The sequence below is a fragment of the Bradyrhizobium genosp. P genome, from assembly GCF_049949265.1.
Taxonomy (GTDB): Bacteria; Pseudomonadota; Alphaproteobacteria; order Rhizobiales; family Xanthobacteraceae; genus Bradyrhizobium.
Window position 1 is genome coordinate 9,398,247 of sequence record NZ_CP188195.1, and the last position, 23,043, is coordinate 9,421,289.

Consider the following 23,043-nt stretch of genomic DNA (forward strand, 5'->3'; position numbering starts at 1 on the left):
AGTAAGATCGGAAGCCATGCGTGCGCCACTAATCTGCCGCTCTCGAATTTTCCCGCAAAATCAAGCGAAAGTCGCGCAAACCGTAGCCGCCGCAGTTGACAGCGGGATTACTGGATGTACCCACAGACGGGGTGCCTTGCAGAATCCTGATTCGCTGCGGGACGCCCTGATCCGGCGCGGGAATTGCTTGAAGGTCGCCTTCAAGGCGCCGTCATTGCGGTATCAGTCGGCGGGCGCGTGCGGCCGGCGGCGAATGGACGGCCGTACCTGACCGAATTTTCTAGAGGATCGACGCGGATGGGCGCTTCGAATAGTCAGGCAAGACGTCCCGCACCGGCCCGTTGGCTGGGCGGCCTGCTTGCTGCGGGCCTCCTGCTGGGACTGACCCAGGCGGCGAACGCGCAAGGCGCGGTGCGCTCGGTCCATGGCGACTGGCAGATCCGCTGCGACACCCCGCCCGGCGCCCAGGCCGAGCAATGCGCCCTGATCCAGAGCGTGGTAGCGGAAGATCGCTCCAATGCCGGCCTCACCGTGATCGTGCTGAAGACCGCCGACCAGAAGAGCCGCCTGATGCGCGTGGTCGCCCCGCTCGGCGTGCTTCTGCCCTCCGGCCTCGGCCTGAAGCTCGACAACCAGGACGTCGGCCGCGCCGGTTTTGTGCGTTGCCTGCCCAATGGCTGCGTGGCCGAGGTGGTGATGGACGACAAGCTGCTGGGGCAGCTCAAGACCGCCAAAACCGCCACGTTCATTATCTTTGAGACGCCGGAAGAGGGCATCGGCTTCCCGCTCAGCCTGAACGGGCTGGCGGATGGATATGACAAGCTGCCGTGATCGGCTGTATTGCCGCGGGCCTCTCCCGATTTGCAGTCATTGACACTATCTTTCATGATTGCCGTCCGGGGCCTCAGGGCCGGCACTGACGGCCGCAGGTGTCCGGGTTGTAAGATGAGTTCGGTGCTCATCTCTGCTTAGATCGCCGAAAGCCTCGCTGGAGTGACCATGACCAATCTTGCCACAACCTCCCTGCTCGACCGCGCCAATCTCGACCGCGATGCCGTCCGCCGCGAGGTGGCGCGCGGGCTTGAAGGGGCCGATGACGGCGAATTGTTTCTCGAGTACGGGCAGACCGAGGCGCTGGTGTTCGACAATGGAAGGCTGAAGCAGGCGACCTACGACACCTCGCAGGGCTTTGGCCTGCGAGCGGTCAAGGACGACGCGGTCGGCTATGCGCATTCCTCCGATGTCTCGGTCCCGGCGCTGATCCGCGCGGCGGATGCGGTTGCGGCCGTGCGCGGCGGCTATTCCGGCAACTTCGCCGCGGCGCCGGCGCATACCAACGTCAAGCTTTATGGCGACGAGAACCCGCTGGACGGGCCGGCGTTCGAGGCCAAGGTAAAGCTGCTCGGCGAGATCGACGCCTATATCCGCGACAAGGATCCGCGGGTGCGGCAGGTCTCGGCCAGCCTGATGGCGACCTGGCAGGTGGTCGAGATCGTGCGGCCCGACGGCGAGAGCTATCGCGACATCCGCCCGCTGGTGCGCGTCAATGTCTCCGTGGTCGCCGGTCAGGGCGATCGGCAGGAGAGCGGCAGCATGGGCTATGGCGGCCGCGAGGGTTATGCGCGCTTCATCGAGACCAAGGCCTGGCGCAATGCGGCCGACGGCGCGCTGCGCGAGGCGCTGGTCAATCTGGAATCGGTGCCGGCGCCTGCCGGCGAGATGGACGTGGTGCTCGGCGCCGGCTGGCCCGGCGTGATGCTGCATGAAGCCGTCGGCCACGGGCTGGAAGGCGATTTCAACCGCAAGCAGACCTCGGCTTTTGCAGGATTGATGGGCAAGCAGGTCGCGGCCAAGGGCGTGACCGTGGTCGATGACGGCACCATGGCCTCCCGCCGTGGCTCGCTCTCGATCGACGACGAGGGCACGCCGACCAACCGCACCGTGCTGATCGAGGACGGCATCCTGGTCGGCTACATGCAGGATCGCCAGAACGCCCGGCTGATGGGCATGAAGCCGACCGGCAACGGACGGCGGCAGAGCTATGCCCATGTGCCGATGCCGCGCATGACCAACACCTACATGCTCTCGGGCGACCGCGACCCGGCCGAGATCCTCGCCTCGGTCAAGAACGGCATCTATGCCGCCAATTTCGGCGGCGGCCAGGTCGATATCACCTCGGGCAAATATGTGTTCCAGTGCACCGAGGCCTACAAAATCGAGAACGGTAAGCTCGGCGCGCCGCTGAAGGGCGCGATGCTGATCGGCAACGGGCCGACCGATCTCCACAGGATCACCATGATCGGCAACGATCTTGCACTCGATACCGGGATCGGCACCTGCGGCAAGAACGGCCAGGGCGTGCCGGTCGGCGTCGGCCAGCCGACGCTGCGGATGGAACGGATTACGGTCGGAGGAACGGGTTAGTGAGCAGCGGAAACGAGACAATGGCGGCCAAGCCGTCGACCTGGCGCGGCCAGGCCGTGCAATTGGCCGCGATCGTGGCCGTCGTGTTCCTCGCCAAGGGCGCGATTGCCGAGCCGTTCTATGTGCCGTCGGGTTCGATGGAACCGACGCTCCTGATCGGTGACGCGCTGGTCGCCTCGAAATTCCCTTACGGCTACGGCGCGGCCTCGCTGCCGATCCAGATCACACTGCCGGAAACCGGCCGCCTGTTCGGCGAGACGCCGAAGCGCGGCGATGTCGTCGTGTTCCGCTGGCCGGGTGACCGTTCGCAGGCCTGGGTCAAGCGGGTGGTCGGGCTGCCCGGCGACCGCATCCAGATGCGGCAGGGCCAGCTCTTCATCAATGACCATCCGGCAGCGCTGAAGTCCGATGGCGCCGGCTTTGCTGAGGACGATCGCGGCGGCGGCGAGGACGCCAACCGCTATATCGAGACGCTGCCTAACGGCGTCAGCCACGCGATCTTCAAGATGCGCGACAATGGCCGGCTCGACAACACCGCCGAGGTGACGGTGCCGCCCGGAAAACTGTTCGTGCTGGGCGACAACAGGGACAATTCCGCCGACAGCCGCGTGCCGGTGCGCGACGGCGGCGTCGGCCTGTTGCCGATCGACAATCTGATCGGCCGCGCCGACGCGGTGGTCGGCTCCTGGGACATGGGCATCCGCAGCCAGCCGATGTGGACCTGGCTCTCCGGCTTCCGCCTCGCACGGTTTTTTACATCCGTGCATTGAGCCATTGACGTAGCCCGTGGCCCGGATGGAGCCAACGGGGCACGCGGCTCAAGGAGGACGGCGACAGCCCGGTGATGCCGGGCGTGCCGCCGGACGAACGCGAGATGCTGGTCGAGAGCCAGCCGAAGATCTTTTACTTCACCGATCACTACCGCGATTACCCGATCGTGCTGGTCCGCCTGTCGAAGGCGAAGCGCGCCACCGTCGAGCCGTTGCTGCGCCGGCACTGGCGCACGCTGGCATCGAAGAAGGCGGTGAAGGACGACGACGGCAGAGAAAGCCTTACCGCACCACGCCGGAGGTAAACCCGGCCTTCCGTCGCGGCGGCTTGATTTCCTTTTTCAGGAAACAATGCGCGTCGCGACCGGCGTAGCCGGGGCGCGCGTAGGTCCAGGCGCGGCATTTGTTGTCGGCGGTGCAAGCGGCCTGGCAGGCTTCGTCACCGTCGCTGCTCTTCAATTCAAAGTTCTTGTAGTCGCCGCCCAAACGATCGATCGAGGTTTCGATCGCGCCGTTGCGCGGCTCGACCACGCCGGCACCGCGAACGCCGGAGACGCAGCAGGTGTCCTGCACGCGCGGCGGCACCGAGCTCTTGAGCCAGCACACCGCGCCTGCGGTCAAATCGGTCGGATAGCTGAAGGTCCAGGCGCGGCAACGGCGGTCCCGCTCGCAGGTGAGCGCGCAATCGGCGGGATCGCCCGATGTCACCGGCGAACTCTGATAGTCGCCACCGGGGCGGTCGAAATTGGTTTGTGCCAGCGCCGGGCGCGCGACGGCAACGGCCGCGAAGGCGGCGAACGTCACCACACACGCCCTGAACAGGCGGCCCATCCCCATGAGATTGCTTTCAAATTTTTGCGCCCCGCGCCATCCGCGGGCGGTCATTTGAGCGCCACGAACCTGTACGGCTGATGAACGGCACGGAACCGCGGGCCGAGACATCGCCTCGGACACCCGATTCCAACGCAACGAAAAATGCCCCAAAGCGCGATGAGGTTAGGTTGAGTAGCAGTCGCGGCGGTGCGCTCCCTCTCCCGCTTGCAAGCGGGAGAGGTGCAGCGGAGCCGGCCGGACTAGAACGCGTATTCCTGATAGGCCGGGTCCACCGAGCCCTTCCAGGGACCGTTGAACTTCTCCAGCATCTCTTCCGCCGGCGAACGGCCGCATTCGATGATCCGCTCCAGCGGCTCGAGGTAGCGGCTCTCGTCGCGTCCGAGATGATCGATCCGGCCGCGCCGCCGCAGTCCGGCATGCGACAGGATCAGGCACTCCTTGGCGACCTCGAACAGATAGCGGTCCTTGATCCGCGCCTTGAAGCCGAAACGCGGCACGTCGTCACGCAAGGCCTGCCGCTCCGGCGCGCTCCAGTGGCGGACAATGTCCCAGGCCGCATCGAGACTGTCATTGTCGTAGAGGAGGCCAACCCAGAAGCCCGGCAGCGCCGGCAGGCGGCCCCACGGCACGCCATCGGCGCCGCGCATTTCGAGGTAACGCTTCAGCCGCACCTCGGGGAAAATCGTCGATAAATGGTTGGCCCAGTCCGACAGCGTCGGACGCTCGCCCGGCAAGGCCTTGTTCTTGCCGGCGAAGAAATCGCGGAACGAAGAACCGGCGACGTCGATATATTCGTCGCCGCGCTTGACGAAATACATGGGAACCTCGAGCGCGTAGTCGACATAGCGCTCAAAACCCATGCCGTCCTCGAACGCGAAGGGCAGCATGCCCGCGCGCGCATTGTCGGTGTCACGCCATATCTCGGAGCGGAACGACAGGTAACCGTTCGGCTTTCCTTCCGTGAATGGCGAGTTGGCGAACAGCGCGGTCGCGACCGGCTGCAGCGCCAGCGACACGCGCAGCTTCTTCACCATGTCGGCCTCAGAAGAGAAGTCGAGATTGGTCTGCACCGTGCAGGTCCGGTACATCATGTCGAGGCCGTATTTGCCGACCTTCGGCATGTAGTTCGACATGATCTTGTAGCGGCCCTTCGGCATCACTGGGACCTGCGCGCGCGACCAGGATGGCGTCATGCCGAGGCCGAGAAAGCCGATGCCGAGTGGCGTCGCGATCTCCCGCACCTGCGCCAGATGCGCCATCAGCTCGGCCTGGGTCTGGTGCACCGTTTCGACCGGCGCCCCCGACAGTTCGAACTGGCCGCCCGGCTCGAGCGAGATCGCGCCGCCGCCGGTGACGTCATAGAGGCCGATGATGTTGCCGCGCTCCATGATCGGCTCCCAGCCGAGCAGGAGCTTCATGCCCTCGAGCAGCGCGCCGATGCCCTTCGCGCCCTCGTAAGGCACGGGCCTGTGGCCCTCGAGCGTGAACGGCGTCTTCTCGTGCTCGGTGCCGATGCGGAATTCGGATTCCGGCTTCGAGCCAGCCTCGAACCACGCGACGAGTTCGTCGCGCGATTGCAGCGGCGTCATATCGATCTGGTCACGCGCCATACGAATTCCAACTCAAGGGCGCTTCGATCGAATGCGCGTGGTGGCAGGGACAGCCGCAGGCCCGAACGGGCGCGGATGATGGGATCAAGGATATCATCGGGCAGGCACGCCGTCTCGCGCGGAGGCCGGCCTGGTCTCGCTCTTGCCATCGCTCTTTGAGTCGGTCTTGGCATCGGTCTTGGCATCGCTCTTTGCATCGCTCTTGGCGTCATCGCAAGAGCAGCCGAGCCGGTCGAGCAGGCCGCAGAGTTTCGTTGCATCGGCGTCGGACAATTTGGAGCCGACATGCTTGTCGATCGCGGCCGAATAGGCGCTCCACATTCGCTTCTGCAGCTCGCGGCCGGCATCGGTGATCTCGACGAACTGGCCGCGCTTGTCGATCTTGCATTCGCGGCGGGCGGCCAACCCTTCGTCGACGAGGCGGTCGATCAGACGCGACGTCGAATATTGCGGGATCAGCATCTGCCGTTCGAGCTCGACCGGACGCAGTTCGCCCGACGGCGCGCGCGACAGCTCGAGCAGCGCGTCATACCAGGCGAGCGGCGGATAGCCGGCCTTCTTCAGATCATGCTCGACACAGTCCAGCACCCGGCTCGGCACCCGCATGAGGCGGATCCAGGCGGCGGTCGCCTCGGTCGATAGCTTGCGTTTCATGGTCTAGCCCATAAGGTCCCGGAACCGAGTGTACCCCACTGAATGCATCTGCATCAATCTTGACTATTTCATGCAGGTGCATGTAGGCAATCTCCCTCCGGATGCCAAGAACAAGGGAAGGAAATACCCCATGAAGCTCTATTATTCGCCCGGCGCCTGCTCCCTCTCGCCCCATATCGCGCTGCTCGAGGCCGGCCTGCCCTACGACCTCGTGAAGGTCGATTTGCGCGCCAAGAAGCTCGAAAACGGTGACGATTTCCTGAAAGTGAACCCCAAGGGCCATGTGCCGGCGCTGGCACTCGACTCCGGCGAACTGGTCACCGAAGGGCCGATCATCGTCCAGATGATCGCCGACAAGGCCGCCGGCAAAAACCTCGCCCCGGCCCGCGATTCCAACGAGCGCTACAAGCTGCTCGAATGGCTGAACTACATCACGACCGAGCTGCACAAGAACCTCGGCCCGATGTTCTCGCCGGTTCTCGCCGACGACGCCAAAGCCTTCTTCAAGGACCGCGCCATGGGCAAGTTCAAATATGTCGAGAGCCAGCTTGGCGGTCACGACTACCTGATGGGCAACCAGTTCACGGTCGCCGACGGCTATCTCTTCACCATGATCATGTGGGCGACCGAGCGGCTCGGCTTCGATCTCTCCGGCCTGCCCAATTTGATGGCCTACAAGGCGCGCGTCGCCGCGCGTCCGAAGGTGCAGGAAGCGCTGAAGAAGGAAGGCCTGTTGAAGGCGGCGTAAGCCTTCTTCACAAAGCTGCGAGGGGCCGGATCGATGATCCGGCCCTTTTTTCTTCTCCTTCCCCCTGAAAGGGGGAAGGTCGGGATGGGGGGTCAGCCGCACGCACCGTTGCTCACGGTGGGACATGATCCCCACCCGCTTTGCCCTGGCGGGCAAAGCGACCTCCCCTTTTCAAGGGGAGGTGAGGACCGCGATCAGGAACTACTCCGCCGCTTGCGCTGCGGGCTTCTTCGGTGGGAAGCGGCCGTAGAAGGTCTCGCCCTTGGCAGCCATTTCTTCCAGAAGCTTCGGCGGCGTGAAGCGCGAGCCGTATTTGGCTTCGAAGGTGTGGCAGAGATCGACGAACTTTTTGGTGCCCATGAAGTCGATATAGGACAGCGTGCCGCCAGTGAACGGTGCGAAGCCGAAGCCGAGGATCGAGCCGACATCGGCCTCGCGCACGTCGGTGATGACGTGGTCCTCGACGGTGCGCGCGGCTTCCACCGCCTGCGCCACCAGGAAGCGCTGCTTCAGCTCCTCGACACTGAGCGTATCTGGGTCGAGATGCTTCGGCTGCAAATCGGCGATACCGGGCCACAGGCTCTTCTGGCCCTTGCCCTTCTCGGGATAGTCATAGAAGCCCTTGCCGTTCTTGCGGCCGAAGCGGCCCTGCTTCTCGACCATCTCGACCATCAGCTTCTTCTGCGCCTGGTCGATGGCATTGGGGCCGAGATCGGCTTCCGTCGCCTTGGTGATCTTCAGCCCGAGGTCGAGCGCGACCTCGTCCTGCAGCGATAGCGGTCCGACCGGCATGCCGGCCATCTTGGCGGTGTTCTCGATCATCGCCGGCGGCACGCCTTCAAGCAGCATCTCGTTGCCCTCGGCGATGTAGCGCATCACGCAGCGATTGGCGAAGAAGCCCCTGCTATCATTGACCACGATCGGGGTCTTGCCGATCGCGCGCACGTAATCCAGCGCGGTCGCCAGTGCGGCATCGCCGGTGTTCTTGCCCTTGATGATCTCGACCAGCATCATCTTCTCGACCGGCGAGAAGAAGTGGATGCCGAGGAATCGGCCCTGGTCCTTGAACTCCTCCGCCAGCGAGTTGATCGGCAGCGTCGAGGTGTTCGAGGCGAAGATCGCGCCCGCCTTCAGCAGCGGCTGCGCCTTGGCATAGGTGTCCGCCTTGATCTTGCGATCCTCGAACACGGCCTCGATGACCAGATCACAGTCGCCGATCGCGTTGTAGTCTGATGTCGCCGAGATGCGCGACAGGATAGCGTCGCCCGCCTCCTGCTTCATGCGTCCCTTCGCGATCAGCCCGTCGATCACGGTCTTGGCATGGCCCCTGCCCTTGTCGGCGCTCTCCTGGTCGCGGTCGACCAGCACGACGTCGATGCCGGCCTGCGCCGAGACGAAGCCGACGCTGGCGCCCATGAAGCCGGCGCCGATCACGGCGAGCTTCTTGACCTTGGTCGGCGGCACATTCGGTGGACGCCGCGCACCCTTGTTCAGCTCCTGCATCGACATGAACAGCGAGCGGATCATCGCGGCGGCTTCATTCGAGCGCAGTATCTTCGTAAAGTAGCGCGACTCGACGCGCAGCGCGGCGTCGATCGGCAACTGCAGGCCCTCATAGACGCAGCTCATGATGGCGCGCGCGGCCGGATAATTGTCGTAGGTCTCGCGGCGATAGATCGCGTTGCCGGCCGGGAACATCTGCATGCCGGCCTTGGAGAACACCGGACCGCCGGGCAGCTTGAAACCCTTCTCGTCCCACGGCGCAACGGCCTTGCCGCCGCCCTTGATCCAGTCTTTTGCCGCCTTGATCAGGTCGGCGGCAGGAACAATGGCGTGAATCAAATTGAGCGCTTTTGCTTTCGCGAGATTGACCGCCTCGCCCTTGAGCAGCAGCGTCATCGCATCCTGCGGCGGCACGATGCGCGGCACGCGCTGGGTGCCGCCGGCGCCCGGGAACAGGCCGACCTTGATCTCGGGCAGGCCGAGCCGGGTCTTCGGATTCTCCGCCGCGACGCGGTAGTGGCAGGACAGCGTGATCTCGAAACCGCCGCCGAGCGCCAGGCCATTGATGGCGGCGACCCAAGGCTTGCCCGACGTCTCGATCGAACGGAATAGCTGCGACATGCGGCGGCTTTCGTCGAACAGCATCTGGTTTGCCGCTTCCTCGCCCTTCTCCTTCAGAAGCTGCGCATAGCCGCGGTTCATGCCCTCGAGCATCGAAAGGTCAGCACCGGCGCAGAAGGCGTCCTTGGCCGAGGTGATCACGACGCCCTTGATCGCGGCATCGTTGGTGGTCTGCTTGATGATCTCCCCGATCTCCAGGGTCGAGGTCTCGTCAAACACGTTCATCGAACGGCCCGGGATGTCCCAGGTGACCAGCGCGATGCCGTCGGCGTCGGTTTCGAACTTGAAATTCTTGTAAGCCATGTTGGTCGCTCCCAGTCTCTCCGTCATCCCCGCGCAAAGGCTTTGCCTTTGTCGCTGGAGGCGGCCTCGCTCTTGCGAGGCCCTCGAAGGATGACCCGATGAATTTTTCCATCCTTCGAGGCTCGGGCTTTCGCCCTCGCACCTCAGGATGACGCTGCCTTTGCGGTTAAACCCGCTCGATGATGGTGGCGGTGCCCATGCCGCCGCCGATGCACAGCGTCACCAGCGCGGTCTGCTTGTTGGTGCGCTCTAGCTCGTCGAGCACGGTGCCGAGGATCATCGCACCGGTTGCACCGAGCGGATGGCCGAGCGCGATCGCGCCGCCATTGACGTTGATCTTGGCAGTGTCGATGTCGAAGGCCTGGATGTAGCGCAGCACTACGGAGGCGAAGGCCTCGTTGAGCTCGAACAGGTCGATGTCCGACTTCTTCATCCCGGAGCGCTCGAACAGCTTTTCGGTGACGTCGACCGGCCCGGTCAGCATCATCGCGGGCTCCGAGCCGATATTGGCGAAGGCGCGGATCTTTGCACGCGGCTTCAGACCATGTTTGCTACCTGCCTCCTTGCTGCCGAGCAGCACCGCGCCGGCGCCGTCGACGATGCCGGACGAATTGCCGGCATGGTGCACGTAATTGACCTTCTCGACCTCGGGATGCGACTGGGTCGCGACGGCATCGAAGCCCGCCATCGCCGCGACAGCGGCGAATGATGGCTGCAGCTGCGCCAGCGACTGCATCGTCGTGGTGGGGCGCATGTGCTCGTCCTTGGCGAGGATGGTGAGGCCGTTGAAGTCCTTCACCGGCACCACCGACTTGCTGAAGCGGCCCTCGTCCCAGGCCTTGGCCGCGCGCTGCTGGCTCTGCACCGCATAGGCGTCGACGTCGTCGCGCGAGAAGCCATATTTGGTGGCGATCAAATCGGCCGAGATGCCCTGCGGCATGAAATAGGCCGGCACCGCCATCGAGGGATCCATCGGCCAGGCGCCGCCGGAGGCGCCGATGCCGACGCGGCTCATCGATTCCGCGCCGCCGCCGATCACGAGTTCATGCTGGCCGGCCATGATCTGGGCCGCGGCGAAATTCACGGCATCGAGGCCGGAGGCGCAGAAGCGGCTGATCTGCACGCCCGGCACCTTCTCGCCGAGGCCGGCGTTCAGCGCGGCGAAGCGCGCGATGTCGCTTCCGGCTTCGCCGACCGGATCGACCACGCCGAGCACGACGTCGTCGACCGTGTCTTCACCGAGATGGTTGCGGTCCTTCAGCGCTTTCAGCGGCACCGTGGCGAGCGCCAGCGCGGTGACTTCGTGCAGCGCGCCATCGGTCTTGCCGCGGCCGCGCGGGGTGCGAACGTGATCGTAGATATAGGCCTCAGGCATGATGCCCTCCTTATATGAGGATCATAATATATAACGAAACGAAGCGCCGCCGCAGGGGGGGGCGGCGGCTATTTTTCAGAACGCTTCCGCGGCCAGTTCCATCGTGGTCGCGCTCCCGCTCTGGATCCGGGTCAGATGCACAGCGGTCTCCGGCAGCAGCTTTTCCATGAAGAAGCGCCCGGTCACGAGCTTGGTGTTGAGGTAGGAGGTCGCGCCGGCGGCGATCTTGTCCTGCGCCACCTTGGCCATCTTCGCCCACATGAAGGCCAGCGCCACGAGGCCGAACAGTTTCATGTAGTCGGTCGCGGCGGCGCCGGCATTGTCGGGCTTGGTCAGCGCGTTCTGCATCAGCCAGCCGGTCGCCTGCTGCAGATGGCCAAGCGCCGTCGAAAGCGGCGTGACGAACGGCTTCATCGCTTCGTCGCCACCATGCTCCTTGGCGAAGGCACCGACCTCGCCGAAGAACGCCATCGCGGCGCGACCGCCGTCGCGCGGCAGTTTGCGGCCGACCAGATCGAGCGCCTGGATGCCGTTGGCGCCCTCATAGATCATGGCGATGCGCGCATCGCGCACGAACTGCTCCATGCCCTGCTCGGCGATGTAGCCATGGCCGCCGAACACCTGCTGCGCCGAGACTGTGTTGGCGAAGCCGGTATCGGTCAGCATGCCCTTCAGCACCGGCGTCATCAGACCCATATGGTCGTCGGCCTCCTGGCGGTCCTTCGGATCGCTGGAGCGATGGGCGACGTCGCTCTTCAGCGCCGTCCACATCACCATCGCGCGCGCCGCCTCGTTGAAGGCGCGGATGGTGAGCAGTGTGCGGCGCACGCCGGGATGCACGATGATCGGATCGGCCGGCTTGTCGGCCGCCTTCACGCCGGTCAGCGAACGGCCCTGCAGGCGCTCACGCGCATAGGCGACCGCGTTCTGATAGGCCACTTCGGACTGCGCGAGGCCCTGCACGGCAACGCCGAGACGGGCCTCGTTCATCATCACGAACATGCCCGCCATGCCCTTGTTCTCCTCGCCGATCAGCCAGCCGGTGGCGTTGTCGTAGTTCATCACGCAGGTCGAATTGCCGTGGATGCCCATCTTGTGCTCGATCGACCCGCAGGACACGCCGTTGCGCTGCCCCAGCGAACCGTCGGCATTGACCAGAACCTTCGGCACCACGAACAGTGAGACGCCCTTGATGCCCGCAGGCGCGCCTTCGATGCGCGCCAGCACCAGATGGATGATGTTGTCGGTGAGGTCGTGCTCGCCGGCGGAGATGAAGATCTTGGTGCCTGATATCCTGAAGCTGCCGTCGGACTGGCGCACCGCCTTGGTGCGCAACAGGCCCAGATCAGTACCGCATTGCGGCTCGGTGAGATTCATGGTGCCGGTCCATTCGCCGGCGATCATCTTCGGCACGTAGGTCTTCTTCTGCTCGGGGGTGCCGTGCACCAGCAATGCTGCGGTCGCACCCATGGTGAGGCCGCCATACATCGAGAACGCCATGTTGGCGGAGATCTGGAATTCGTTGACCGCCTGCGAGAGCGTCACCGGCAGGCCCTGGCCGCCATACTCAGCCGGCGCCGCCAGCCCCAGCCAACCGCCGTCGGCGACCTGCTTGAACGCGTCCTTGAAGCCCTTCGGCGTGGTGACGCTGCCGTCGTCGTTGTGCTTGCAGCCTTCGAGATCGCCAACACGATTCAGCGGCTGCAACACCTCCTCAGCTAGCTTGGCGGCCTCGCCGAGGATCGCCTCGCGGACATCGGCCGACGCATCGGTAAAGCCGGGAAGGTTGTCATAGCGATCGATCTGGAAGACATCATTGAGCAGGAAGTTGACGTCTTCGACAGGGGCTTTGTAGGTCGGCATGCTGGTCTCCCGGCTGGCTCGCGGTCGCATTCGCAACCGACGCAGCGCATTTGTACTTGTTTGTTGGAACGGACCTTATCCGGTTCCGGAGGTCCGCGGCAGTAACTATCGGGAACGTGATTGCGACGATGCGCCGCCCTGCTTCATCAGTTCGTCTCCCATCAGCCGATGCAGCAGGTTGACGCCCTTGAGCGGGCGCACCATCACCTTGAAATGCACGATCCGGCCCTCCGCATCGAAAGAGATGATGTCAACGCCGTTGATCTTGATGCCGTCGATCTCGTTCTCGAATTCGAGCACGGCTCCGCGATCGTTCTGCCATTCACCGGTATATTTGAATGTCGGACCGCCGAGCACTGTCGCGGCGCCGGTCAGGTATTTGAAGGTGATGTCGCGCCCGCGCTGCGGCGTGTGCACGACAGGGCTTTCGAACACCGCGTCGGGATGCAGCAGATCCCACAACGCTGCGGTATCGTGGGACTTCATGTAGGCGTACCACTTGTCGAGGCCCGGACTGCTCATCGGACGTCTCCTGCGGCGGGTTGGGAAGCCTGAACACCGATCCGCGCGCCCGCAACGGGGCAGACGCGATCTCTATATGCATATTGACGCATATGCACAGCAACGCATAAAGTCAAGCGGACTTCAGAATGCCCTCGGGAACACAAATGGAGGTGGGTGTTGGCGCTCGGTGACGCAATCCTCGCATGCCTCACGGAACGTCCAATGACGGGCTATGAGCTCGCCAAGACGTTCGATGCCTCGATCGGTTTCTTCTGGAAAGCCGACCACCAGCAGATCTACCGCGAGCTGTCCCGGCTGCGCGACAAGGGCCATGTCCAGGGCCGCGAGGTGGTGCAATCGGGCAAGCCCAACAAGCTGGTCTACACCCTCACCTCCGAGGGGCGCGCGGCGCTGAAGCACTGGGCGGCGCGCCCGAGCGTCCCGCCCTCGATCAAGGACGATCTATTGGTCCGGCTCTACGCGCTCGACAGCGTCGACATCGAGCCGCTGCGGACCGACCTGATGGCGCGGCTGGAGCATCACCGCGACCGCTATGAGCGCTACGAACGCCTGCTCAACAAGCGCTTTCCCGACGGCGCAGCACCGCCGGCCGATCTCGGCAAGATGCTCGGGCTTCGCATCGGGATGCGCCACGAACGGGTGGTAATCGAATGGTGCGAGGAGGCGCTCGACGCGCTGTCCGCGATTTCCCACCGCGGCAACGTACTGCCGCTCGACGAGACCAAGCGCGGAAGCAGCGGCTAGCTGTCCTGATCCGGCGCATCCGGTTCCCGGATTCCCAACTTTAAGGCTCCTCAGCCGCATTCCTTAACCCGTTATTTACCGTGACGGGAAAAAGTCGGCAGCTGAGGCAGACGACCCGCGCAGAATTCGATTGTCTCTTAGATGGGATGCGCGGGGAGGCTGCAGGCGCAGGGTGTGGCGCCGGAGTCGGGACCGGACGGAATCATGAATTCGCGCGTATCGTGGAGTGTTGACGGCATTGATCCCTCCGTCCGCGAAAGGGCCGAGGCGGCTGCGCGCCGTGCCGGCATGTCGCTGAACGATTGGCTCAATTCCACCGTCGGCGAAGCCAGCCCGCCGGATTACCGCGCGGCCTACGAACAGCCGCAACGGCCACCGATGCCGAGCCGCGAGCGAAGCGACGTCGCCGACATCCATCAGCGGCTCGACGCGATCACCCGCCAGATCGAACAGATTTCCACGCCTGCCCCCGCCCCGCGCAGCGATACGCGCCCCGACGTGCCGCGCGGCCAGCCGACCGTCGCCCGGCAGCTCAACGACGCCATTTCGCGCCTCGATGCACGGCTATCGCAGATTTCCCGGCCGCAGCAAGCCCGCGCAACGCAGCCGCAGGAGCAGCGGATTCCGGATCGGCAGATCCAGGAACGCCAGACCCAGGATCGGCAGACCCAAGACCGGCAGACCCAAGACCGGCAGACCCAAGACCGGCAGACCCAAGACCGGCAACAGCAAGACCGGCAGCGCCAGGAGGACGTGGTCGAGCGCGCCGCCGCGCAGGTCTATCGCCCTTCGCCGCCGCTGAGCCCGGCCTCGTTCGATTCCGCGATCGCGGAGATTGCCGCGCGTCAGAACGAACTCGACGACGCCGCCCCGCGGCAGATGCCGCCGCGCAACGCCCCGCCGATGGCGCCCGCGGCTGCACCAATGGCGGCCGCGCCGCCGCCGATGGCCGCCTATGCGCCGCCGGCTGCACCCAGTGCACCTGCCGGCCCCGATTTCTCCTCGCTCGAGCGGCACTTGCTCAAGATCACGAGCCAGATCGAAGCGCTGCAGCGCCCGGAGCATATCGAGCAATCGATCGCCGCGTTCCGCAGCGAGCTTGCCGACATCCGCCAGGCCATCACCGAAGCGATGCCGCGCCGGGCGATCGAATCGATCGAGAACGAAGTCCGCTCGCTGCATCGTCGCATCGACGAAATCCGCGAGGAGACCGGCAACGGCAATAACCAGGCGATCGCCGGCATCGAGCGCGCATTGTCCGAAATCCGCGAGGCGCTGCGCACGCTGACCCCGGCCGAGCAGCTCACCGGCTACGACGAGGCGATCCGCAATCTCGGCGCCAAGCTCGACATGATCCTGCGCGCCAATGACGATCCGTCCACGGTGCATCAGCTCGAGGGCGCGATCGCCGCGCTGCGCGCCATCGTCTCCAACGTCGCCTCCAACGACGCGCTGGTCCGGCTCTCCGACGACGTGCAGACGCTGTCGGGGCGGGTCGACCAGCTCTCGCGGATGTCACGCTCCGAAGGCCCGGGCGAGGCGTTCGCCGTGCTGGAACAGCGCATCGCCGCCCTCACCTCGACGCTGGAAAACCGCGAGCGGCCGGCCGGCACCGACAATACCGACGCCATTGAAGGGGCGGTGCGCACGCTCTCGGAACGGATCGATCGCCTGCAGGTCGGCAACGACAGTGGATCGGCGTTCGCCCATCTCGAGCAGCGCGTGTCGTATCTGCTCGAGCGCCTGGAGACGTCTCCGTCCGACCAGCGCTCCGGCAATCTCGGCCGGGTCGAGGAAAGCCTGCATGACATCATGCGGCACCTTGAGGCCCAGCACGCCCATATCGCTTCACTCGCCGACGCCACCCGCAACATCAATGTCCCCTCGCCGCAACCGGCGATGGATTCGGGCCTCGTCGACATCATGAAGCGTGAGCTGTCCGACATCCGCTTCAGCCAGTCGGAGACCGATCGCCGCACCCAGGACTCGCTGGAAACCGTTCACAACACTCTCGGCCATGTCGTCGACCGTCTGTCGATGATCGAGAACGATCTGCGCGCGGTGCGCACCGTGCCATCCCCGGCACCAGCGGCGCCAGCGCCGGTCGAAACGCGGGTCGAGATGCCGCGCGCGGCGATGCCGCAGCCGATCGCACAACCCAAACCTGAATCGTTCAAGTTTGAATCGTACGAGCCTGACCAATACAAGCCTGCCGCGTACAAGCCCGAACTGCCCAATCCTGCCCTGGCGCAAGAGCACTTCCAAGAGCACTTCGCAGCCGCGCCGCGCGAATTCCACGCCGCGCAGCCGCAAGTAACCGCCCCGCCGCCGCTGCCGCCTGCCCCGCCGCGCGCCATCAGCGAGATTCTCGAGCCGCTTGCGGCGCCCGCCCGCGCCGTGATCGCGCCGGAACTGCCGCCGGATCATCCGCTCGAGCCGGGCACGCGTCCGACCGGGCGCACGTCGTCGCCGTCGGAGCGGATCGCCGCGTCCGAGAGTGCGATCAGTGATCTTCCTGCGGCCAAGAAGGAGCCGGTCTCGACGTCGAGCTTCATCGCCGCGGCGCGCCGCGCGGCGCAGGCTGCCGCCACGCAACCCATCAACGAGAAGGCTTCGCGCGCCACCAGCAAGGCTGCCGCCAAGGCCAAGGAAAAGGCCGAGAAGGCCAAGAATCTCGACAAGAATCCCGACAAGGCTCCGGACAAGCCTGCGATCAAGGCCGACGCCGCCGAGGGCCAGCCCTCGACCATCACCTCGAAGATCCGCTCGCTGCTGGTCAGCGCGAGTGTGGTCGTGATCCTGCTCGGCACCATCAAGATGGCGATGAACCTGCTCGACACCGGCAGCGCACCGCAAGCGCCGGCGGTGGAAAGCAGCGAGCCGGCCGCCGCTGCAGCGCAGCCTCCTGCCGCCGCACCGGCGCCGGCTGCACCATCTGCGGTGCCCGCGCCGTCCATGACCTCACCGACCCCGCTCGGCCGGCAGTCCAACAACAGCGATGCGCCGAACACCCTCGACAGCGCACAGGTCACGATTGCGCCGGCCCCGGCACCCGCGGCGGCTCCCGTCGCGGCATCTCCCGTGAGCGCCAACGACGTCACCGGTTCGATTCCGCTCGTGCCGGCCGTCACCGGCAAGTTCGCCACGATCCAGATTCCGCCGGGCGAGAAGCTGCCCGATGCGATCGGTGGACCGGCACTGCGTGCCGCCGCGATCAAGGGCGATCCGACCGCGGCCTATGAGGTCGGCTTGCGCTATGCCGAGGGCAAGGGCGTGGCCGCCAATCTCGACGAGGCCGCCAAATGGTATGGCCGCGCGGCGCAGGCCGGCGTGATCCCCGCGATCTTCCGGCTCGGCACCTTCTATGAGAAGGGGCTCAGCGTGAAGCGCGACGTCGATATCGCGCGGCGCTATTACGTGCAGGCCGCCGAGCGCGGCAACGCGAAGGCGATGCATAACCTCGCTGTGCTCGACGCCGACGGCGGCGGCAAGGGCGCCGACTACAAGAGCGCGGCGCAGTGGTTCCGCAAGGCCGCCGACCGCGGCGTCGCCGACAGCCAGTTCAACCTCGGCATTCTCTATGCCCGCGGCATCGGCGTCGAACAGAACCTTGCCGAATCGTTCAAATGGTTCAGCCTGGCGGCGGCCCAGGGCGATGCCGACTCCGGCCACAAGCGCGACGACATCGCCAAGCGGCTCGATCCGCAATCGCTGGCGGCCGCAAAGCTCGCGATCCAGACCTTCACCCCCGAGCCGCAACCGAGCGACGCGGTCAATGTGCCGGCCCCGGCCGGCGGCTGGGACAGCGCCGCCGCGCAGCCGGCTCCCGCCAAGCCCGCCAAACAACCGTCGAAGCGGACTGCAGCGCTGCTCGCCCACTAAAGCGTGATGAGTTTTGGTCGAATCGGTTCGCGGCGATTTCAGTTCACCTCTCCCCGGCGGGGAGAGGTCGGCGCGAAGCGCCGGGTGAGGGCTCTTGCTTCTCGATAGACCGTAACCCCTCACCCGATTTGCTTCGCAAATCGACCACTCCCAAGGGAGAGGTGAACCATCGACGCCGTTCCAGCTCGACCTTATCTCATCATACTTTAAGGCGTCGCGGCGTCGTTGTCCTGACCCTGCCCGATCGTGTAGACAGGCACGAACCGCGAACGGCACCTGATGCCAGAAGGGATCGCGCTTGTCTGCCGATGACCGCCAGGATGAAAGGGCGGGACTGCACCGTTCATCGCCAACCGGTCCCCGGATAGCGCCACCGCGTCAGGCGCCGCCTCGCGAAGCCCCGCCGCCTCGCGCAACCGTGCCACCTCAGCACGGCATCTTCAGGCCCTCCGTCTGGTCCGTGGTGATCTTTGTGCTGCTGCTGTCCGGTATCGGGATTCGCGCCTATCGGGATATGTCGCGGCCGGGAGCCTGGGACTATTCGCGCGAGACCTTTGTTGCACCGAGCATGAAATCGACGGTCGTTGCCAGCGTCGATCTCGACGGTTCGGGCCGAGGGCGGCGGGCGCTTGCGATCAGTGGCGAAATCGGCCCGGCCAGTGCAGGCTGGTTCACCGACCAGGTCAAGCAGGCGCAATTGTCGCCCGGCGATGTGATCCTGCTGTCGTCGGACGGCGGCAAGCTGAACCAGGGCACGATCATGGGTGAAGTCATCCGTTTGCGCGGGCTCGCCACTGCGGTCGGCACGGCGGACGCATCAGGCAAAGTGCACGCGGCATCCTGCGCCAGCGCCTGTGTGCTGGTCTACGCCGGCGGCAAAACCCGCTACGGCGTTTTTGGATCGCTGCTCGGGGTCCACCGCTTCACCATAGACGGACCGGTGAAGGATGCCCTTGCAGAGGGCCAGCGCACCCAAGGTCGACTGCTCAGCTACATGACGAAGATGGGCGTCTCTTCCAGAATTGTCGAAGTGATGTCGCAGACCTCGGACATCCGCTGGCTCAACCTGCGGGACGCGCTGGCGATGAATCTCATCACCACGCCACTCGAACGACCCTGAAGTCACGCTGTCATTAATCTGAATCATCAACCACGCCGGAAGCTCCCCTGCGATGTGCGGCAAAAAAGCCGCTTGAGGTGGATTCTTTAATCCCTCCTGCTGCCGAATTCGGTTATGCAGGGGCGCGGCAATCGACCCGCGTTCGCCTGCATCCCAGCGCGCCAACCGGATTGTTCTGCCGGACCATGCCCGACCAGGACACCACGCCGTGACGCGGCCTTGCGCCCGCTTTGCGACGAAACAAGAAGCGACGCGCGTGCAGCTTTACCTCCCGATCGCCGACATTCCGGTCAATGTCTTCCTCATCCTGGCGATGGGCGCGGCGGTCGGGTTCGTCTCCGGCATGTTCGGCATTGGCGGCGGCTTCCTGATGACGCCGCTGTTGATCTTCGTCGGCATCGCGCCCGCGGTCGCGGTCGCCTCCGTCGCCAGCCACATCGCCGCCTCGTCGTTTTCCGGCGCGATCTTCTATTGGCGCAGGCGCGCGATCGATCCGCTGCTGGCGGCGGTCTTGCTGACAGGCGGCACGATCGGCACCGCACTCGGCGTCTGGACCTTCACCTACCTGCGCTCGCTCGGCCAGCTCGACCTGATGATCGCGCTATCCTATGTCATCCTGCTGACAACCGTCGGCGGACTGATGTTCTGGGAGGGTCTGCGCGCAATGCTGCGCGCCCACCGCGGCGGCCCCGTCAGGCTGCGCAAGCCGGGCAGCCATGGCTGGATCCACGGCCTGCCGCTGAAAGTGCGCTTCAAGCGCTCCAAGATCTATCTGTCGGTCATTCCGGTCGTCGCGGTCGGCCTCGTGATCGGCTTCATCGGCGCGGTCATGGGCATCGGCGGCGGCTTCATCCTGGTGCCGCTGATGATCTATCTGCTGCGGGTGCCGACCTCGACCGTGATCGGCACCTCGATGGTCCTGACCCTCGTCACCATGGTGTTCGCCACCATGCTGCACGCGGTGACCAACCATCTGGTCGACGCCGTGCTGGCGCTGATCCTGATGATCGGCGGCGTCACCGGTGCGCAGTTCGGTGCGCGCGCCGGTCAGAAGATCCGCGGCGAGCATCTGCGCCTGCTGCTTGGTCTCCTGGTGCTCGCGGTCGGCATTCGCTTTGCGGTCGAGCTGGTGATCCGGCCACAGGATCTCTTCAGCATCCGTGAAAGCGGCGGCGGAGGCCCGCCATGAGACTGCGTAGGCTGCTCGCAATCATGGGCCTCCTCGCCGCCACGTTGGCGGTCGCGCCCGCGCGTGCCGAGCGGCTGATCGTGTCGGTCTCCAACCACCGCGTCACGGTGACGCCGAATTATTCCGGTGGCGAACTCGTGCTGTTCGGCTCGGTCGAGAAGGACGCCGGCACGCCCGCCAACCGCAGCAATTACGACCTCGTCGTCACCGTCTCCGGTCCGCGCGCCGACATGGTGACGCGGCGCAAGGAGCGCAAATTTGGGATCTGGATCAACACCGACTCCCGTCAGTTCCTGCAGGTGCCGGGCTATCTCGCGCTGTTCGCCAACCGTCCGTTCGACGAGATCGCCTCGCCCGAGGTGCAGCGGCGCCAGCAGCTCGGGCTCAACAATGTGCTGCTGATGCAGCGCGTCGGCCCTGATTTTGCCGACGTGGTGCCGAACGACGCGTTCCGCAGCGCCTTCGTACGGCTGCACACCGAGCATGGCCTCTATCGCGAGGCGACCTCGGCCGTGACGTTCCTGACGCCGACCCTGTTCCGCACCGGCATTCCGCTGCCGGCCGAGGTGCCGATTGGCACATACGATGTCGAGATCAGGCTGTTCGCCGACGGCGCGCTGGTGACCAAGACCGAGACCGCCTTCGAGATCGTCAAGGTCGGCTTCGAGCAATTCGTCGCCACCACCGCGCGGCAGAACGGCCTTGTCTACGGCCTCGTGACCGCGTTCATGGCGCTGATGACGGGCTGGATGGCGTCCATCGTGTTCCGCAAGGATTGATGAACGTAAGTTGGGTGGAGCGCAGCGATACCCAACCTACGGAGCCGCGGCGAGCACGATGGGTGTCGCTGCGCTCCACCCATCCTACGGTCGTTGCAATGCGCCTTCGAAAGCCTCGCTCAGGATCGAGAGGCCGAGATCGATCTCGTCATCGCTGATCGTGAGCGGCGGAGCAATGCGGAATACGCTGCCCATGCCGGGCAATTGCACGATGTTGGTGCTCAGCCCGAGCTCCAGGCAGCGCTGAGACACAAGCGTTCCGAGCGCTTCGTCAGGCTCCTTGCTGTACCGGTCGCGTACGATCTCGATACCTTGCATCAGCCCCCTGCCACGCACATCACCGATGCATTCGAACCGGTTCTGAAGTGCGAGCAGCCCGTCCCTCAACCGTGCCCCCGCTATCCTGGCACGCTCGACCAATCGATCGCGCAGGATGATCTCGATGACCTTCAGCCCGACGGCGGCCGGCATCGGATCCGAGACATGCGTGGTGTAAAAGAGGAAGCCGCGTTCATGACACCTCTCCTCGATTTCGGCTGACGTGACGACCGCGGCCAAAGGCAGGCCGGCGCCGAGCGTCTTCGACAGCGTCAGGATATCGGGCACGGCGCCGTCGCGCTCGAAGGCGAACATGGCGCCGGTTCTGCCGAGGCCGGTCTGCGCTTCGTCGACGATCAGCAGCATGCCCCGCTTTCTGCACAGCTCCTTCAGCGCAACCAGATAGCCCTCCGGCAGATCGATCAGCCCGCCGGAGGAGAGGATCGGTTCGGCAATCATGCAGGCGAGCGATCCGGTTGACTGGCGGTCGATGAGATCGAAGGCGTAGGCCAGCTCGGCCCGCCAATCGGCCGCATTTCCGAAGCGAGGGCGATAGAGGCTTGGCGTCGGGATCGCGAGAGAACCGACCGGCGCAGGGCCATAACCCTTGCGGCCGGCCGAATAGGTCGTCCCCGCCGCGCCGGATGTCATCCCGTGCCAGGACTGCGCGAATGCAACGGTCTCGAAACCGCCGGTCGCAAGCTTGGCCATCTTGATCGCAGCCTCGTTCGATTCACCGCCCGTGCTCAGCAGCATCACGCGATCGAGCCCCGGCGGCAGCAGGTCCGCGAGTTTTTCGGCCAGCGCGACCACCGGGCGCGTCAGCATGCCGCTGAAGAGGTGGTCGAGCCTTTCGGCATGCTCGCTGATGGTTTGGACGATCTCGGGATGACCATGACCGAGCACGGCGCTCATCTGGCCGGACGTGAAATCCAGGATGGAGCGACCATCGGCGTCATAAACGAAGCATCCGGAGGCGCGCTCGATGATCACAGGCGCGAACGTCCCGCCATACCGGATGAGGTGACGCCGCGCGCGCTCCCAAAAGGATTTGTCGTCATTTCCAGCCATGCCGGTTTCCTTGCTGCAGGGGCGCCCCGATTTCACGGGCTTACAGCTCATTCTATGCCGGCACGGTCGCAATGACATTGCGATTCGGGATGCATCTGACTGCATTTTCTGCAACTAATTGCGCCGAATGCAGAAAACACGAAAGAAATGAGAACCATGATCGTGCTTGACGAGATCGACCGAAGGATCCTCGACGTGCTGCAAGTCGAAGGGCGCATCACCAATCTCGAACTGGCCGAAAAGATCGGGCTCTCATCGGCACCCTGCATGAGACGCGTCCGGGCGCTCGAAGAGACCGGCGTCATCTGCTCCTATGTGGCGCTGGTGGACCCTGCGCGAATTGGACTCGGGTTCGACGTGATCGTCGAAGTCCGTCTCAAGCAACAGACGAGAGACTCCTTCGCGCGCTTCGAAAAGAAAGTCATCGACCTGCCGGAGGTTGTCGAGTGCTGCATGATTGCCGGCGATTGGGATTATTCGCTGCGGGTAGTGTCATCCGACCTCGCACGATATCAATCGTTCATCCTCGACCGCCTCATGCATCCTGACACCGATATCGCGAGCTACCGCACCACCATCATCCTGCAAAAAGTCAAATCCACGACGAAGATCGATACCAACCTGTTCTGATCGATGTTCGGTGCGTAGGTTGGCTGGAGCGCAGCGATACCCAACATTCGGAGTAGTGGTGAATATGATGGGTATCTCTG

General features: G+C 64.8%; 18 protein-coding genes and 1 pseudogene. 11 read left to right on the forward strand and 8 right to left on the reverse strand.

Annotated elements, in window-relative coordinates:
* Positions 1 to 297: 297 nt before the first annotated feature.
* The 4 genes and pseudogenes from ACP2YO_RS45190 to ACP2YO_RS45205 all read left to right on the forward strand — a co-directional run.
* Complete coding sequence (locus tag ACP2YO_RS45190; protein WP_426437588.1) at positions 298 to 831, forward strand: invasion associated locus B family protein; 534 nt, start codon at positions 298 to 300, stop codon at positions 829 to 831.
* Positions 832 to 999: 168 nt separating this feature from the next.
* Positions 1,000 to 2,424 (forward strand): metalloprotease TldD, encoded by a 1,425-nt coding sequence (gene tldD / locus ACP2YO_RS45195; RefSeq protein WP_426437589.1) that lies wholly within the window; start codon positions 1,000 to 1,002, stop codon positions 2,422 to 2,424.
* Positions 2,425 to 2,444: 20 nt separating this feature from the next.
* On the forward strand, positions 2,445 to 3,194 hold the full coding sequence (lepB, locus tag ACP2YO_RS45200; RefSeq protein WP_426437590.1) for a signal peptidase I: 750 nt from the start codon (positions 2,445 to 2,447) through the stop codon (positions 3,192 to 3,194).
* A gap of 44 nt (positions 3,195 to 3,238) precedes the next feature.
* Positions 3,239 to 3,499, forward strand: a pseudogene (locus tag ACP2YO_RS45205) (MmcQ/YjbR family DNA-binding protein); the annotation flags it as partial.
* Here the strand turns inward: ACP2YO_RS45205 and ACP2YO_RS45210 are convergent.
* The 3 genes from ACP2YO_RS45210 to ACP2YO_RS45220 all read right to left on the reverse strand — a co-directional run bounded on the left by ACP2YO_RS45210 (position 3,477) and on the right by ACP2YO_RS45220 (position 6,292).
* A complete protein-coding gene (locus ACP2YO_RS45210; RefSeq protein WP_426443475.1) occupies positions 3,477 to 4,031 on the reverse strand; it encodes a PAN domain-containing protein in 555 nt (184 codons plus the stop codon). The pseudogene ACP2YO_RS45205 and the gene ACP2YO_RS45210 sit on opposite strands and share 23 nt — an antisense overlap.
* 236 nt (positions 4,032 to 4,267) lie before the next feature.
* A complete protein-coding gene (locus ACP2YO_RS45215) occupies positions 4,268 to 5,638 on the reverse strand; it encodes a glutamate--cysteine ligase (protein ID WP_426437591.1) in 1,371 nt (456 codons plus the stop codon).
* Between the two features lie 93 nt (positions 5,639 to 5,731).
* Positions 5,732 to 6,292: a MarR family winged helix-turn-helix transcriptional regulator gene (locus tag ACP2YO_RS45220; RefSeq protein WP_426437592.1), complete on the reverse strand. Its 561-nt coding sequence runs from the start codon at positions 6,290 to 6,292 to the stop codon at positions 5,732 to 5,734.
* Between the two features lie 130 nt (positions 6,293 to 6,422).
* Here ACP2YO_RS45220 and gstA point away from each other — a divergent pair, with 130 nt between their 5' ends.
* Positions 6,423 to 7,040 (forward strand): glutathione transferase GstA, encoded by a 618-nt coding sequence (gstA, locus tag ACP2YO_RS45225; RefSeq protein WP_426437593.1) that lies wholly within the window; start codon positions 6,423 to 6,425, stop codon positions 7,038 to 7,040.
* 201 nt (positions 7,041 to 7,241) lie between these two features.
* On the opposite strand, the gene ACP2YO_RS45230 is transcribed toward gstA, so the two are convergent.
* The 4 genes from ACP2YO_RS45230 to ACP2YO_RS45245 all read right to left on the reverse strand — a co-directional run bounded on the left by ACP2YO_RS45230 (position 7,242) and on the right by ACP2YO_RS45245 (position 13,227).
* A complete protein-coding gene (locus ACP2YO_RS45230) occupies positions 7,242 to 9,467 on the reverse strand; it encodes a 3-hydroxyacyl-CoA dehydrogenase NAD-binding domain-containing protein (protein WP_426437594.1) in 2,226 nt (741 codons plus the stop codon).
* Positions 9,468 to 9,633: 166 nt separating this feature from the next.
* Positions 9,634 to 10,842, reverse strand: coding sequence for an acetyl-CoA C-acetyltransferase (locus tag ACP2YO_RS45235; RefSeq protein ID WP_426437595.1), 1,209 nt, complete (start codon positions 10,840 to 10,842; stop codon positions 9,634 to 9,636).
* Positions 10,843 to 10,917: 75 nt separating this feature from the next.
* Positions 10,918 to 12,705, reverse strand: a complete 1,788-nt coding sequence (locus ACP2YO_RS45240; protein WP_426437596.1) for an acyl-CoA dehydrogenase C-terminal domain-containing protein — start codon at positions 12,703 to 12,705, stop codon at positions 10,918 to 10,920.
* A gap of 105 nt (positions 12,706 to 12,810) precedes the next feature.
* Positions 12,811 to 13,227 carry a nuclear transport factor 2 family protein gene (locus ACP2YO_RS45245; RefSeq protein WP_426437597.1) on the reverse strand — a complete coding sequence of 139 codons (417 nt, stop codon included), beginning with the start codon at positions 13,225 to 13,227 and terminating at the stop codon, positions 12,811 to 12,813.
* 159 nt (positions 13,228 to 13,386) lie between these two features.
* Here ACP2YO_RS45245 and ACP2YO_RS45250 point away from each other — a divergent pair, with 159 nt between their 5' ends.
* From ACP2YO_RS45250 to ACP2YO_RS45270, 5 genes are all read left to right on the forward strand, one after another.
* Positions 13,387 to 13,974 carry a PadR family transcriptional regulator gene (locus ACP2YO_RS45250; protein ID WP_426437598.1) on the forward strand — a complete coding sequence of 196 codons (588 nt, stop codon included), beginning with the start codon at positions 13,387 to 13,389 and terminating at the stop codon, positions 13,972 to 13,974.
* Between the two features lie 204 nt (positions 13,975 to 14,178).
* Positions 14,179 to 17,856, forward strand: coding sequence for a hypothetical protein (locus ACP2YO_RS45255; RefSeq protein ID WP_426437599.1), 3,678 nt, complete (start codon positions 14,179 to 14,181; stop codon positions 17,854 to 17,856).
* 472 nt (positions 17,857 to 18,328) lie between these two features.
* Positions 18,329 to 18,976, forward strand: coding sequence for a hypothetical protein (locus ACP2YO_RS45260; RefSeq protein ID WP_426437600.1), 648 nt, complete (start codon positions 18,329 to 18,331; stop codon positions 18,974 to 18,976).
* Positions 18,977 to 19,232: 256 nt separating this feature from the next.
* Entirely contained in the window at positions 19,233 to 20,165 is a 933-nt protein-coding gene (locus ACP2YO_RS45265; RefSeq protein ID WP_426437601.1) for a sulfite exporter TauE/SafE family protein, read from the forward strand.
* Positions 20,162 to 20,944, forward strand: coding sequence for a TIGR02186 family protein (locus tag ACP2YO_RS45270; protein ID WP_426437602.1), 783 nt, complete (start codon positions 20,162 to 20,164; stop codon positions 20,942 to 20,944). Before ACP2YO_RS45265 ends, ACP2YO_RS45270 begins: the two co-directional genes overlap by 4 nt.
* Positions 20,945 to 21,028: 84 nt before the next feature.
* Here ACP2YO_RS45270 and ACP2YO_RS45275 read toward each other — a convergent pair whose 3' ends face one another.
* Positions 21,029 to 22,333, reverse strand: coding sequence for an aspartate aminotransferase family protein (locus ACP2YO_RS45275; protein WP_426437603.1), 1,305 nt, complete (start codon positions 22,331 to 22,333; stop codon positions 21,029 to 21,031).
* A gap of 156 nt (positions 22,334 to 22,489) precedes the next feature.
* Between ACP2YO_RS45275 and ACP2YO_RS45280 the strand changes: the two genes are divergently transcribed.
* Positions 22,490 to 22,963: an Lrp/AsnC family transcriptional regulator gene (locus tag ACP2YO_RS45280; protein ID WP_426437604.1), complete on the forward strand. Its 474-nt coding sequence runs from the start codon at positions 22,490 to 22,492 to the stop codon at positions 22,961 to 22,963.
* Positions 22,964 to 23,043 lie beyond the last annotated feature (80 nt).